This is a genomic window from Psychrobacter halotolerans (assembly GCF_039680845.1).
Classification (GTDB): domain Bacteria; phylum Pseudomonadota; class Gammaproteobacteria; order Pseudomonadales; family Moraxellaceae; genus Psychrobacter.
The window spans coordinates 586,495-600,138 of record NZ_JBDKWD010000002.1 but is presented as its reverse complement, the minus strand read 5'-3'; the positions used below and the strand labels follow the sequence as shown (position 1 = coordinate 600,138).

Here is a 13,644-nt window from a genome sequence, read left to right as displayed (position 1 = left end):
GATAAAGTAAAATTATTCTTTAACGAGATATTCTTACTTATTGATAAAGGCTAAACACTTAAATACTCCAAGCATGATTACCAATAGTTTTATATTGAACGATGAATTTGCTAAAGAGTTGATACTTCCTATCTTGTTCAGATATCTTACAATAAACATGAAGTAAAAACTTGTTGTAAGATATTAGACTAAAATTTAGTAGAATAAATATTCAAGAAAGTTAATATCTCTGAAGATCAAGTAAATAAGGAATTCAATGTTTAAATCATATTATCAGCAGCATTCTTTGCTTAGCTCAGATGAAATTTACGAGGGTTTATTAAGTTATGGAATGTTTAGCGACAATTTACCATCCTTCTTACAATCTGTTGATTTTTTTGCTTGGTGCAAAGTACAGAAGCAAGCTACTTTTCAGAGAACAGAAACTATTCCCGTTTACTATGAAAGTATAAGAAATATAAATATACCAAGAATTATTACAATTCCAAACCCTATAGCATATAGAAATCTATGTTTCAATTTGAAGAATAATTGGAATGATATTCTATTACACTTTCAAACCTATACAAGTAATCAAGATTGGAAAGTAAGTAGAATACACATAAGAAAAACTAAAGAAAATAAGAAGATCTTAGTTTTAGGAAAGTATGACACACTAAAAATTATAAACCGCCAAATAGATAAAGAACAACTGTTCGATATGGGTTTTTCAGACTATAAAGAAGACGATGATCCATTATTAAAGTTTAAAATAAAATCGAGATTTCAAGCACATGCCGATATATCTAACTGTTTTGGAAGCATATATACACACTCTTTAACTTGGGCAGTTGCTGGTAAAGCCAATGCAAAAGTCAATCGTAGCGGATTTTGGTTTAATGAGTTAGATACACTTTTGATGAATACAAATAATGGTGAAACACACGGTATTTTAATAGGTGCACATGCATATAACTTAATTTCTGAAATTATATTAGTAGTAGTCGACTATCAACTAGCTAAAAAAGATTATAAATTTATAAGACATATTGATGACTATGTTTGTTTAACAGAGAACTATGAAACGGCAGAAAACTTTTTAGCTGACTTGTCTAATGAATTGCGAAAATTCGGTCTAATCCTTAATGGTAAAAAAGTTTCTATAGAAGACTTACCAGCGATAAGAAGCTCAAGTTGGATTGTTGACATTTCCAATCATCCAGTAAGCTTAGTAGATTATCTGAATTATAATTTAATGGTTAATTATTTAGACTTCCTATTGAGTTTGCTTAAAAAAAACAACGATGATGCTACTATATTGAAATATGGCATAAAGGTTATAACTGGAAAACGTGCTTCTAATAATGCTGTTCAATACCTTATCGATACGGTGCATCATTTAGTTATAATTTACCCATACCTTGTAGGTTTACTTGAAAACCAGCTATTTGAAAGGTATAAAGTGAATGTTTCCACAATCAAAAATATATCTGTGAATCTTCTTCACTATGGTACTGAGCGTAATAGTTATGAGCTTGTGGCATACTCAATATATTTTTCATTGAAATATGACTTTGAATTCGACATAAACTCATCTCTACTGGAAAAAGTTGGTAATTTAGATGACTGCTTAACGTTGTTACTTGCCTACTTGTATGACAAAAAGAAATATGGAGCCCGCAGCAATGTTGTTAAACAGCATAAAATAGTAGCTGAACACTTATATGACAATAATGAAGATGATTATTGGCTATATTACTATGAAGTACTGCCAGCTAACAATTTGAAAAACTATTGGAGTAAAATGAAAAAGGATAAAATTAGTTTCTTAAAGCAAGCTTTCAATAACTAGGATAGTTGTTCATTAGAATACAATGTTGGTGGGTTCTACTCTCATAAACCCACCATTCATACTCTACAGTTTTACACTTTTTCCAACATCGCCAAAAACTCTTCCTCAGCTACAATTTTGACACCCAGCTTCTCCGCCTTTGCCATTTTCGAGCCAGCCTTTTCGCCTGCCAGTAGCGCAGTCGTTTTTGCCGAGATGCTACCTGAGACTTTTGCGCCTAGCGCTTGTAGTTTGGCTTTGGCTTCATCGCGTGCCATGCTACCAAGCGCACCTGTGATAACCCATGTTTGTCCATCAAGGGGCAAACCCGTTGTCGCTTTTTGCTCGACTTTATCCCAATGCACTCCCGCTTCTCGTAATGCGGTGATGACTTCGATATTGTGCGGTGCACGGAAGAACTCATAGGTCAGCTCAGCAGTGATTTCTCCGACATCAGGGGTTTTTATCAAGGTCTCAATACTAGCATTCATTAAGACGTCAAGATCACCAAATTGCTGCGCAAAGTTCTGTGCCGTACCTTCACCGACACCGCGAATACCAAGCGCATAGATAAAACGTGCCAGCGTGGTGTGTTTACTCGCTTCAATGGCACTGACAATGTTTTGTACTGATTTTTCGCCCAGTTTTTCAAAGTTAATCAGCTCGTCTTGATGCTCATGCAATTTATAAATATCAGCGACCGTCTTGACCAAGCCATGCTCAAAAAAGCTAATGAGCCAGCTTGCGCCTAAGCCATCGATATCCATCGCTCGGCGCGAGACAAAGTGAATGAGCGCCTCGGTCTGCTGCGCGGGACAAAACAACCCGCCCGTACAACGTGCCAGCGCTTCGTCTTCAGGTAAGACCACAGGTGAGTCGCAGACAGGACAAGTCGATGGCAATGTGACAGGTGCAGAATCCTTTGGACGCTGATCTGTCCAGACGCGGGTGACTTTGGGAATGACGTCGCCTGCACGGTGGACGCTGACCATATCGCCTGCGCGTACATCCAAACGCTGAATCTCACCAAAGTTATGCAAGGTGACATTGCTGACAGTGACGCCGCCGACCTTGACCGGTTCAAGCTTACCGACTGGAGTGATTTGTCCTGTCCGTCCGACTTGCCATTCGATAGAGTGCAAGCGCGTCATGACCGTTTCGGCAGGGAATTTATAGGCGGTTGCCCAGCGCGGTTCACGCGATAAAAAGCCGAGCTGCTGTTGTAAGGCGAGGCTGTTGACCTTAATCACCATACCATCGATTTCAAACGGCAAATCGCTGCGCGTCTCAATCACCGACTCATAGTAAGCTTGCGCCTCGCGTGGATTTTTTATCACCTTTATGGCACTGACGCTAAAACCTAGCGTCTCTAGCCATGCAAGCGCGTCTGATTGGGTAGCGATATTTTCAGGCAAGCCTTGATTGACAGAATACACATAAAACGCCAGCGGGCGACTGGCGGCCACATTTGAGTCTAGCTGGCGCAAGCTACCAGCAGCGGCATTGCGAGGATTGGCAAAGGTCTTGTCACCACTGTCGGTTGCTAAGCGGTTCAGACGCTCAAAGCCTGCCTTGGGCATCAACACTTCACCGCGCACTTCTAGCAGCTCGATGTCAGCAGCATCAGCCAACCAAAGTGGCAGATTGCGAATGGTTTTGGCATTTTGAGTAATGTCCTCACCCGTTTGCCCATCACCGCGCGTGACGGCTTGGACAAACTTACCGTACTCATATTTTAGTGACACAGCCAAACCATCAAGCTTTAGTTCCATCTCGTATTCAGGACTTTGCTGGGCAGCGCTTAGACGGTCATTGACGCGGCGCATAAAATCTTGCAGATCATCGTATTCAAAAACATTGCCCAGCGATAACATCGGAATGTCATGCGTGACTTGGGTAAAGGCGGAGAGCGGTACATCACCGACTTGATTGATCGGACTGTCAGGCTGTACCAAATCTGGATAGGCTTCTTCTAACTCAAGCAACGTGCGCCGCAATTGATCGTATTCGCTGTCTTCTAACATGGGATTATCGAGCACATAATAGTTATAGTTATTCGTCTTAATGGTCTCAATTAGCGTACGCATTTGCGCCACGATATCGTTTTGAGAATTGGGTTCATTAGAAGGGTCTACAGTCGTTTTTTGACTGGTATTGTTTTGCATGGCAGTCGGTAAAATAGGATCAGTCATAGTCGGCGTCTTTGTCATTCAAGATGACGATATGATAACAAGTTTGACCGATGCTCAGATAATAAAATTTATAATATTAAACCCACACGAAAAGTACATAACACTGTTCAAATTATCATAGTTACAACACAATATTTTTTGTTTATTTCTATACTGTTAGTACCTAAACACAATTTAAATGGAGAAATTATATGAGACTTAATACGATTGACTGGATTGCCTATGCATTAACCATTATTGGTGGCTTAAACTGGGGTTTAGTGGGGGCCTTTGATTTTAATTTGGTTGCAGCTATTTTTGGTGACCAAACTCTTTTATCACGTATTGTTTATATTTTAGTTGGTTTGTCAGCAGCCTATCTAATTTATATGGCTACCAAATTACGTGTAAACCACACCAATATCGCACATTAATACTATAAAGTTTTTAAACTCTTCAACTGTGTCGTAAAATTTTGGTGGCTAAATTGCAACCCTTGTAAATAGCCACCAAAAGTTTAGGCATAGTTAATCAACTTCTTGTCCGAGCTGTTATAATCCTTTCTTTGACCCGTTGGTGGATAATATTACGTTTCATTCTAAGAATGTGTAACTGTTCATCAATGACTCCGTGAAGTGCACTACAATTATCTAAACAACTCAAACTATTGCTATTATTAGCCGATACTTGAAAAGTAAAAAAAAGCAAATAACGTCAATCGCTATTTGCCTTTTAGAATATGGTTAACATTAAACAGTCTTTAACGCTTAGCCTTTAAGCGCTTAACCCTCATAATCGCGAACTTGGTTACGTAGCTGCTGCTTATATTCCGACGTGATTGGTTCGTTTTCTTCATCGAGCATAATGGCGTCCAAATCGCTTGCCATCATGTAAGCAATGCTCATCATACTATCAAAGCTACGCAGAGCTTGGGGATGCGGCAGAGACAAGAACACCACGACGCCATTGTAATTATTGGTCGCCACGCTGTGCGGATCAAAAGGCGCAATACCATCGTCAGTGATGCCCATCATACTGAACCATAACATGCCTGTGCCGTCTTTTTGCTCATAACGATGGAACATGTTCATCGCGCCATAGCGCAGACCGTATTTGTCAATCAATGCCAATAAATCACGACCGCGAATGATAGACACTGGACGATCACGATATTGATGCGGCAGGATGGTGATATTGATATTGTCTTTGGCGTTAATCAACGGACCATTTTGGGCTTCATCAACTGGCTCGGACAAATGCTGATCGAGGATCGGGCTGTTGTTATCAAAACTTGGCTCTTCTGCAGTGTCAATTGCTGGCATCAAGCTGTCGGTCGCTGACATCAAGCTTGAAAACGCATCCGGCTCTTGCTCACTATGCATTTGCTCAGCGGCTTCTACAAACTCAGCATTATCAGCACGCTGTTGCTCAGCCTGCCAGCGCGCATAATCAGCGCTTTCTGCCCCATCGTTATCATGACTGGCTTCACCGCGCCCAGCTGTGAGCTGTGCATCGACGTTCGTATGCGCTTGCGTCAGCGGCTCTTCTTCAACAACCGCATTCAAATAACTGCGGTCAGGGCCAATACTCGTCTCACCAGCGACTGCATCATCCAAGTCTGGCTGATCGATAAGATTGCGCTCATGACGCGGTATGATAGGAATACCGTTTTTATCATAATTGACCGCTGCCCTTTCAACGTCTTTGCGGCGCTTAAAGCTACGAATGACCATAAATAGCCCTGCAAGCACGATAAATGCAGCAATGGCAATCAATACAAACTGAATAGCGGTCATGAGAAATACATCCTAATATATGACAAAAGAGAATACACAAGAGAGGATAAATGGCAATAGTCTAGCATGGCTAAATCCTATCGTCACCATATAGTCATCGTTTATCATCAGCCCGATACACTTGTGTGACGTTGTCCTCTCAGCCTTTACCCTATAGTCGATACTAAGGCATGTCCTCAATTCAAGCGATAGTCATCTAAATGGGCTAAAAATGGCTAAATCTTCCTTGCTTGCTGTAACTTTGTAGACAGAGGCTATGAGAATATGTCGTTGGCAGCACTGTATTTATTTTCTATTGGGTTGACTATATTTATTGCTTTTATTTAGAAATGTAGCGTTCGGCCTCGTCGAGCGAGACACTGACTAAGGTAGAAATGCCAGCGCTTGGCATGGTCACTCCTTTTAGCTCATCGGCAATCTGCATCGTCAGCTTATTATGACTGATAAAAATAAACTGCAAGTCATCCGCCAATTCATGAATCAAACTGGTAAAGCGAGCGACATTGGCATCATCAAGTGGCGCATCGACTTCATCGAGCACACAAAATGGGGCGGGATGCTGCTTAAAGATCGCAAAAATTAAACTCAAGGCGGTCAGGGTTTTTTCACCGCCTGAGAGCACCGCAAGGCGGCTATTGCGTTTGCCTTTTGGCTGTGCCATCAAGGTCAGACCTGCCCGCCACTGCTCTGACTTGTGTTTGTCCGCAGGGATATTGGCTGGCATGTCATCGATGTTTAAGGTGAGACTCGCTTGCCCACCGCCAAAAACTTTGGCAAACAAATTGGACAGTTCCTGATTGACGGCATCGAGCGTTTGCATAAACAGCGCTTTGGTCGTCTCATCAATCGATGCAATCGCTTGGGTCAAGGTTTCCATACTGGCAGCGATGTCTGTCGTTTGTTGCTCAAGCGGCTCTAGGCGCTCGTTGACCTCTGCCAATTCTGCCACTGCCGCCAGATTGACTGCACCAATTTTACCCAATTGCTGCTCAAGCGTTGTCCGCTCTTTTTCAAGCTCAGCGATTTTATCGGGGCGCACACGGCGATCATGGGCAATAAAATCTGCCAGTAAGTTTGAGACACTCACCTGTTGTTGCGGCGACTGTTGTGAGTTCGGCGGTGCTTGATACTTATTACTTGCAGCATAATAAGCGGCTAGCGCTTCTTGCGTCTGATGACTGGCATCTTCCAAACGCGCCGCGCTTAGTGCCAGTTCGGTGGCGTGCTGCGCAAGGGCGCTTTGTTGGCTTTGTAGCGTGTCTTGTCGTGTCTCAAGCTGACTTTGCTGCCCAGCATAATCTTGTTTAAGCGCCGCTAGCGCTGTTTCGCATTCTACTACTATGGCTTGCTGCTCATCTCGCGCGCGCTGTGCGGTTTGTAATGCTGCTTGCAAGGCGGGCAGTTTACGTTGCTGCTGCTCATGACTGACGGTTAGATCTTGTTCGCTTTGCAGCGATTTATCATATTGCTGAGTTGCGCGAGTAAGACTGCTGACGCTATGCTCCAAGCGTATCTCGCTTTGTTGAATACGCAGCTGTAATGCTTGCCACGCCTCATCGTTTGCTTGACGCGTGCGGTTAAGCTCACTGCGCTCAGCCTGCAATTGCTGACTGATTACTCGCGCCTCGGCTATTTTAGGTGTTAGCGCTGCCATCTCGCTTTGAAGATGCTGCTGCTCATGATTGAGCGTTTGCTGCTCTTGCGCCAATTCTTGCTGCTCTTGTTCAAGCGCGGCTTTGTCGCTTGTGAGACGTTGACTGTCCGCTTGTAAGCGCTCGGCATTGGCCTGCTGGGTCGTGAGCTTTTGCTGACACTGATGTTTATCACGCGTCAATTGCGCCATTTGAGCGCGCGTTTCTTCGACATTGACTGTCAGGGCATCGTAGTCGCGCTGGTTTTTAGCGAGGGCAGTTTTTTGATCTTGTATAATTGTTTCAAGCTCATCAAGTTTCTCTTCTAATGCTTGCAGACGGGTACGCTGCTGCAAACGTTGCGTTAAAAACTGACTGCTTTGATCGTTTTGCGTACCAGCAAATTTGCCAAGATTAATTGTCCCTTGACGACTGAACAACCAACCATCAGTGGTCAGCAAAATAGCGGAAGCGGGTAGTATTTTTAACACGTCCGCAAGCACGTCTGGGGTTTGCTTATCATATTCCTCAGCCGATGCAGCATACAAATAACAATGCTGAAAAAGCGCCAATGTTGGCCGTGTAATTAGCTCAGATAAAGGCCACACTTTATCGACCAAGGTATCAGGTAAAGTATGAGTGAACGAATCTACTTTACGCTCGCTATCCTCATTGTGCTTAGTAGCTGATAACCACAAGCTATGGCCTGTCTCTATTGCTGATTTATTTTTTGTATTGGTGAGCTGGTTTTGCGCCGCTTGATATGTCAATAAATCGCTCACATCATGCTTGAGCGCTTGCCATAAGCTATTTGCTGGTTGAGACTCGCTAATATCGCCACTATAGTCTTTATCACTTTTAACACTCGATTGATCGGTTTTATGGGTAGTCAAAACATGACTGTCTAACCACAATGCCAAGACGTCATCGAGCAAGGGGGCATACTCTCGCCCTGTTGCGCTCAGCTCAATCTGCTCACGCAACGTTGTAATGTTCAGTTCATTGTAATCGCTAGCGGCGTTATGTGTTGACTCAGTCTCAGTCGTTGCAATGGCTTTTTGCTGGGATTGCGGTGCAGACTTAGGGTGCAATATTTGATGCAGCGTGTCGTACTCACCTGCCAGTAATGCATGGCGTTTTTCGTTCTCGCTTAACTCGCGCTGCTGCACTTGTAGGCGTTGTTGTAAATGATGCGCTTGCGGTTGCAACTCGGACAAACGTTCATCGACGTTATCTTGTTGCCGCTCAATCTGCTGCAATTGTTGGTTTAGCTCAGCAACTTGCGCTTGTAATGTCTGATTTAAGACTCGGCTATCTGACTTCTCTGGCGATTCGGTATTATCGGAAGGCGACACAGACTGCTGCAACTGCTGCCATAGAGTCTGCCAATGTGATTGACGGCGTTGCCATTTATCGTGGCTTTGCTGGTAGCGTTTTTGCGACTGGGCGTTAATCGCTTGCTGCTGTTCAAGCGCGCGCGCATGATCCTGCAAGCGGTTTAACTGGTTTTGCGCCTCATGCCACGCACGCTGCAATGGTTGCTCATTGCGCTGATGCGCGTCGCGTCTTTCTGTCAGCTCAGCCAGCTGCGGGCGTAATGTATCTAATACATTCTGCTGCTCAGATTGCTCGGCCTTTAAACTATCCATCTCGCTTATTGCTTGCTTGCGCTGCTGATCTAAGCTGGCCAATTGCTGCTCGATAGCGGTCAGCTGCGAGGTGGCATCACTTAATTGATGTTCGGTTTTTTGATAAGCAAGCTGCTGCTGATAATGCGTACTTTGCGCCTCATCTTTTAGCCATTGCTCTTGGTTGATATGAGCGGCAAGCTTATCTTGTTTGGTCTTTAGCATCTCATATTGCGCTTGCAAGGTTACGACTTCGGCTTCGCTACGCTCATGAGCGATTTTTTGCTGCTGTTGATTGTGTTTGGCTTGATAGAGCTGTTGAATGGCGAGCTGCTGTTTGATATCGGCTAATGTCAAAGCCAGCTCTTCATAACGCTGGGCACTGGCCGCTTGCCTTGATAAGGTTTTTTGTTGGCGTACCAGCTCGCTTTGCATATCGTGCAGACGTGCCAAGTTTTCTTGGGTTCTCTCTAACTTTTTTTGCGTCTCTTCACGACGTGCTTGATAGCGCGAAACGCCAGCCGCTTCTTCGATAAATTCGCGCAGCTGCATGGGACTGGACTCAACGATGCGACCAATCATCCCTTGCTCAATGACCGCATAACTGCGCGCGCCAAGCCCTGTGCCTAAGAACACATCGACCACATCGCGGCGGCGACAGCGCGTACCATTGATGAAATAATCCGAGCGTCCCTCCAGATTTACCTGACGACGTACGGACAGTTCTTGGTAGAGATTGAACTCATGGCGAATGCCATTCTGCTCATCTTGTGTGTGCTCAAAGGTTAGCTCAACGCTGGCAACGCTTTTGGCCGCTTTGTCTTGCGTCCCTGCAAAGATGACATCGCTCATCGCCCCGCCGCGAAGTTGCTTGGCAGAGGTCTCGCCCAGCACCCAGCGAATGGCATCAATCACGTTGGATTTGCCGCAGCCGTTTGGCCCGACAATGGCGGTGATGCCATGGCGAAAGGTGAAAGTTGTGGGATTGGCAAAGGATTTAAAGCCTGCCAGCTTAAGAGATTTTAAACGCATGAATAATCAATGAACTTAGCGAAAACAGGCGGCTATTCTACCTGAAATTGTGGCAGGTTTTTAGGGTTAAAATTATAAGTTCATAAACGATTTCGATTGAAGCGCTTGATTGAATCCTTGGAGCAGTTTTTGTTCAACTTGGCAGATGTCATTTTCTTGTAAATAGCGATTATTAAACGTGACCAGATCCGCCCAAGTCATGCTCATAACCTCTGAACGCGCAACAATCTCCAGCAACTCTTCTCTCAACAGATTTTTATACTTTTTAGGTTTTCTTTGACACATTGTAATTTCTTGACTTACAAGAGATTGTTTGTCTTTTTCTAACGTGCTATTGCCAATAAATAGTAATAGAAATTTTGCGCCCTCATCAATAAAGCCTTTTTTTAATAAATACTCATACATCAAGCAGTACTTTAAAATTTGATCAGCGTTTTTCTTACCGTTGAGCTTTAGCTCATTAGCAACCAGTATATTTGCTTGATGGTTATAGGCTAAATTGTCCATATACATAACTTTTAGTTCTGTACTAAATTCAAAAATACCGCTGTTACCGTGTGTTGACCATGAACCACCTTGAACAAAGGTTATAAATTGCCCATAAAGCTGATCTAGATAGTTATCACTACACAAACTTAAAAAAATATCGAACTCTTTGTTCAGATAATCTTCAGAAAAAAACTTTACTCGACGTACGGCTTCTCTAGCATTGCAGATACCTATCGTTTGCTTTGAATAAGGGTCTAATTGCTCAGACTCACTCATTTTTTGATTCAGCTTTTTACTAATATCTTTTTCCATTTCTTCTAAGCTTTTGCCTGCCAGTTCAGGAAGTGTAGCCCATTCAATGATTTGTCTTACATACTGTTTTTTACTAATACCAATAACACGCTGCGGCTCCCATACCAGAAACTCCACCATGTTGGATAAACCAGTCGTCCATGGCAATGGCTCTTTTAGATGTTCAATTGAGCCAAAAACACGACGATACTTTTCTGCAGCCTTCATACCAATAATCATTCCAATTTAATAGTTTAGTCTGTATGACAATCCGATTGCGCTCAATAGTGTCTAACCGCAAACGCCATTTTGATCACGAGCCTTATCTATAAGACCAATGAATTATATTTGCCAAATTATAACCCGACCTTTATGCTGTTGACTCTATATTCTCTACCACTCTTAAATCAATCACATCGACCACATTTATGCCGTCAATTAATCATTTATCTGAATCTGAGTCACTCACCCTTAACCATCTGCCCGAGCTCAATCACCGCCATCTTGTCAGCAGTGGTTCTACCAACAGCGAGCTCATCAGCGACATACAAGCTGGCACGTTAGATCCTACTCAGATGCATCTATTGACCGCTGAAACTCAACGCTCAGGTCGTGGTCAGCATGGGCGCTCGTGGCAATCGCCGCGTGGTAATGTCTATCTGTCGTTATATCACCCAGTGCATACGCCCATTAGCGGATTGCTGTCCTTAATCATCGGTGTAGAGCTGGCAAAAATGCCTGTCATCCAAATGTTGAACGAGCAATTGCAGGCGCAAAGTCTAACGCCTATTGGCATAAAATGGGCGAATGACTTGGGCTTTTATCAGCGTTCAAACTCGTCCAAAAGCGCGCTGCAAGATCCGTCTGCTATCAACGAAAACACAAGAGTCGAACAAACGCGACCCTTTCATAAACTGGCGGGCATTTTAATCGAGCCGGTCACGCAAGCTGGTAAATTGGTTGGCATCGTCATAGGCGTGGGTCTCAACGTACAAACCACGCCCACACTCACCGTGCAAACCTGCGAAGGCATGAGTTATCAAGCCATCAGCTTACAAGATATCTGTAAAATATTAGCGCCACAAGCACAGGCTACCCCTCTACCAAGCTTGCGAGTGCTTTATCAACAAATGAGCAAAGCGCTGATGGCGGCAATGGCACGCTTTGAGCATTTGGCGTTAGAAGTACCCACAGGTCATACCTATTATGTAGACAGCTTTTTAAAGCAGTTTGATGCGATGGACGCATTGAGCGGTCTGCGCTTGTGTGTCACTCAGGACTATAATAATAAAGTGGACGTGGTAACGGGCCTTGCTTGCGGTATCGATACACATGGATGTTTGCAATTGCGTCAAGATAACGGTAAGATTTCTGCGCTTTTTACGGGACGCGTTGACGTTATTCAGTAGGCTCAGACAAAAGAATTGACGAGCACTATATAAAGGGACTTTTATGCTCTGGCTTGACCTTGGAAACACCCGCCTAAAATACTGGCTGACCGATGACATCGGACAGATAGTCGCTCACGATGCCAAGCAGCATCTGCAAGCACCTGCCGAATTATTAATGGGTCTGACTGATCGCTTCGAGCGTTATGCGCCCGACTTTATTGGTATCTCCTCTGTGCTAGGCAATGACCTTAATCTTAAGGTCTCTGACACCTTGGGTCGTTTGAACACGCCGTTTGAGTTTGTCCATGTCGATGCCGCGCATACGCTTATGAAAAGCACCTATAATGACAAACAATTAGGCTGTGATCGCTGGTTACAGATGCTGGGCGCGGTTGATAAGAAAAAACGTCAATGCGTTATTGGCTGTGGCACCGCTGTGACGATTGATTTGATCGATCATGCGGAGCATTTGGGTGGTTATATCTTCCCCAGTATCTATCTACAACGTGAATCCTTGTTTTCAGGCACCAAGCAAATCACCATCTCTAATGGCACCTTTGATAGTGTCGGTCAAGGCATGACCACACAAGACGCTGTCCATCGCGGAATCCTATTATCAATTGTTGGTGCGATCAATGAAATCAGCCATCGTCATCCCAACTTTGAGCTGATTATGACGGGCGGTGATGCAGCCATTATTGCTCAGCACATCAATCGTCCAGTACGCTTGCGTGATGATTTATTATTAAATGGGCTGGCACGGTATTTTGATCATACCAAGCAGTCTTAATACTCAAAAAACACTTTTACATTGAAAATAAAAAAAGCAGTACGTTTTGAGCGTGCTGCTTTTTTGTTGTTTAAGCTTTAGTAATACTTAAAGCTTATTGGAATGGTTACTTTACCTACTACTGTTTTACTATCTTTTCTAAATGGTTTAAAAAGACTTCGGCGCAGTTCTCTTATAAACTCACTATCAATTTTCTCGGAGCCACTACTCTGCAATACGGTAATATTTGCAACTTTACCTTCCTGATTTACAGTTAATAGAAATTTCATTTCCACACGTTTGAGTTTGCAAGGTTCTTCCGGATCACAATTACCCCCTAAGTTACGAATGTGACGACTATCAAACTTTGGTTGATGTACCCACTTCGCATCAGAAGTTGCAAACTGAATGACGGGTTGCGATGGTGACATGTCTGCTAACTCAGCACTTGCTGAGTGTACTGCAAATATACTTAGTACAAGTAGCGCTTTTGTCAGCACAGAAACAATGGTTAATCGAAGTTTTATTTTTAAGCGTATTTTAAGTGCGGTCGGCATCATAAGCGGTATCTTATAAATATGGCTATAAAAAAGGCTAAGGAGTGGCTTCATTAATCGATTATTGTTAATCAAAAAA

Annotated in this window: 9 protein-coding genes; 4 read left to right on the top strand and 5 right to left on the bottom strand. The window is 43.5% G+C overall.

The window, feature by feature from the left end:
* The first annotated feature begins 256 nt into the window (after window positions 1-256).
* Window positions 257-1,831, top strand: a complete 1,575-nt coding sequence (locus AAJP47_RS06170) for an RNA-directed DNA polymerase (protein WP_346717020.1) — start codon at window positions 257-259, stop codon at window positions 1,829-1,831.
* A 71-nt stretch (window positions 1,832-1,902) separates the two neighbouring features.
* Here AAJP47_RS06170 and ligA read toward each other — a convergent pair whose 3' ends face one another.
* Complete coding sequence (gene ligA, locus AAJP47_RS06165; RefSeq protein ID WP_497198689.1) at window positions 1,903-4,002, bottom strand: NAD-dependent DNA ligase LigA; 2,100 nt, start codon at window positions 4,000-4,002, stop codon at window positions 1,903-1,905.
* Between the two features lie 191 nt (window positions 4,003-4,193).
* Here ligA and AAJP47_RS06160 point away from each other — a divergent pair, with 191 nt between their 5' ends.
* The gene (locus AAJP47_RS06160; RefSeq protein WP_346717019.1) at window positions 4,194-4,415 is read left to right on the top strand and encodes a DUF378 domain-containing protein; all 222 of its coding nucleotides are present in this window, start codon (window positions 4,194-4,196) and stop codon (window positions 4,413-4,415) included.
* Window positions 4,416-4,763: 348 nt separating this feature from the next.
* Here AAJP47_RS06160 and AAJP47_RS06155 read toward each other — a convergent pair whose 3' ends face one another.
* The 3 genes from AAJP47_RS06155 to AAJP47_RS06145 form a co-directional block, all read right to left on the bottom strand.
* Window positions 4,764-5,777, bottom strand: a complete 1,014-nt coding sequence (locus tag AAJP47_RS06155) for a cell division protein ZipA (protein WP_346717018.1) — start codon at window positions 5,775-5,777, stop codon at window positions 4,764-4,766.
* A gap of 319 nt (window positions 5,778-6,096) precedes the next feature.
* Window positions 6,097-10,068, bottom strand: coding sequence for an AAA family ATPase (locus tag AAJP47_RS06150; protein ID WP_346717017.1), 3,972 nt, complete (start codon window positions 10,066-10,068; stop codon window positions 6,097-6,099).
* A gap of 72 nt (window positions 10,069-10,140) precedes the next feature.
* Window positions 10,141-11,076 carry a hypothetical protein gene (locus AAJP47_RS06145; protein ID WP_346717016.1) on the bottom strand — a complete coding sequence of 312 codons (936 nt, stop codon included), beginning with the start codon at window positions 11,074-11,076 and terminating at the stop codon, window positions 10,141-10,143.
* Window positions 11,077-11,276: 200 nt separating this feature from the next.
* Between AAJP47_RS06145 and AAJP47_RS06140 the strand changes: the two genes are divergently transcribed.
* Both AAJP47_RS06140 and AAJP47_RS06135 read left to right on the top strand, forming a co-directional pair.
* Window positions 11,277-12,257: a biotin--[acetyl-CoA-carboxylase] ligase gene (locus AAJP47_RS06140; protein WP_346717015.1), complete on the top strand. Its 981-nt coding sequence runs from the start codon at window positions 11,277-11,279 to the stop codon at window positions 12,255-12,257.
* 43 nt (window positions 12,258-12,300) lie between these two features.
* Window positions 12,301-13,029: a pantothenate kinase gene (locus tag AAJP47_RS06135; protein ID WP_346717014.1), complete on the top strand. Its 729-nt coding sequence runs from the start codon at window positions 12,301-12,303 to the stop codon at window positions 13,027-13,029.
* 77 nt (window positions 13,030-13,106) lie between these two features.
* Here the strand turns inward: AAJP47_RS06135 and AAJP47_RS06130 are convergent, their stop codons facing one another.
* Entirely contained in the window at window positions 13,107-13,568 is a 462-nt protein-coding gene (locus AAJP47_RS06130; protein ID WP_346717013.1) for a TonB family protein, read from the bottom strand.
* Window positions 13,569-13,644 lie beyond the last annotated feature (76 nt).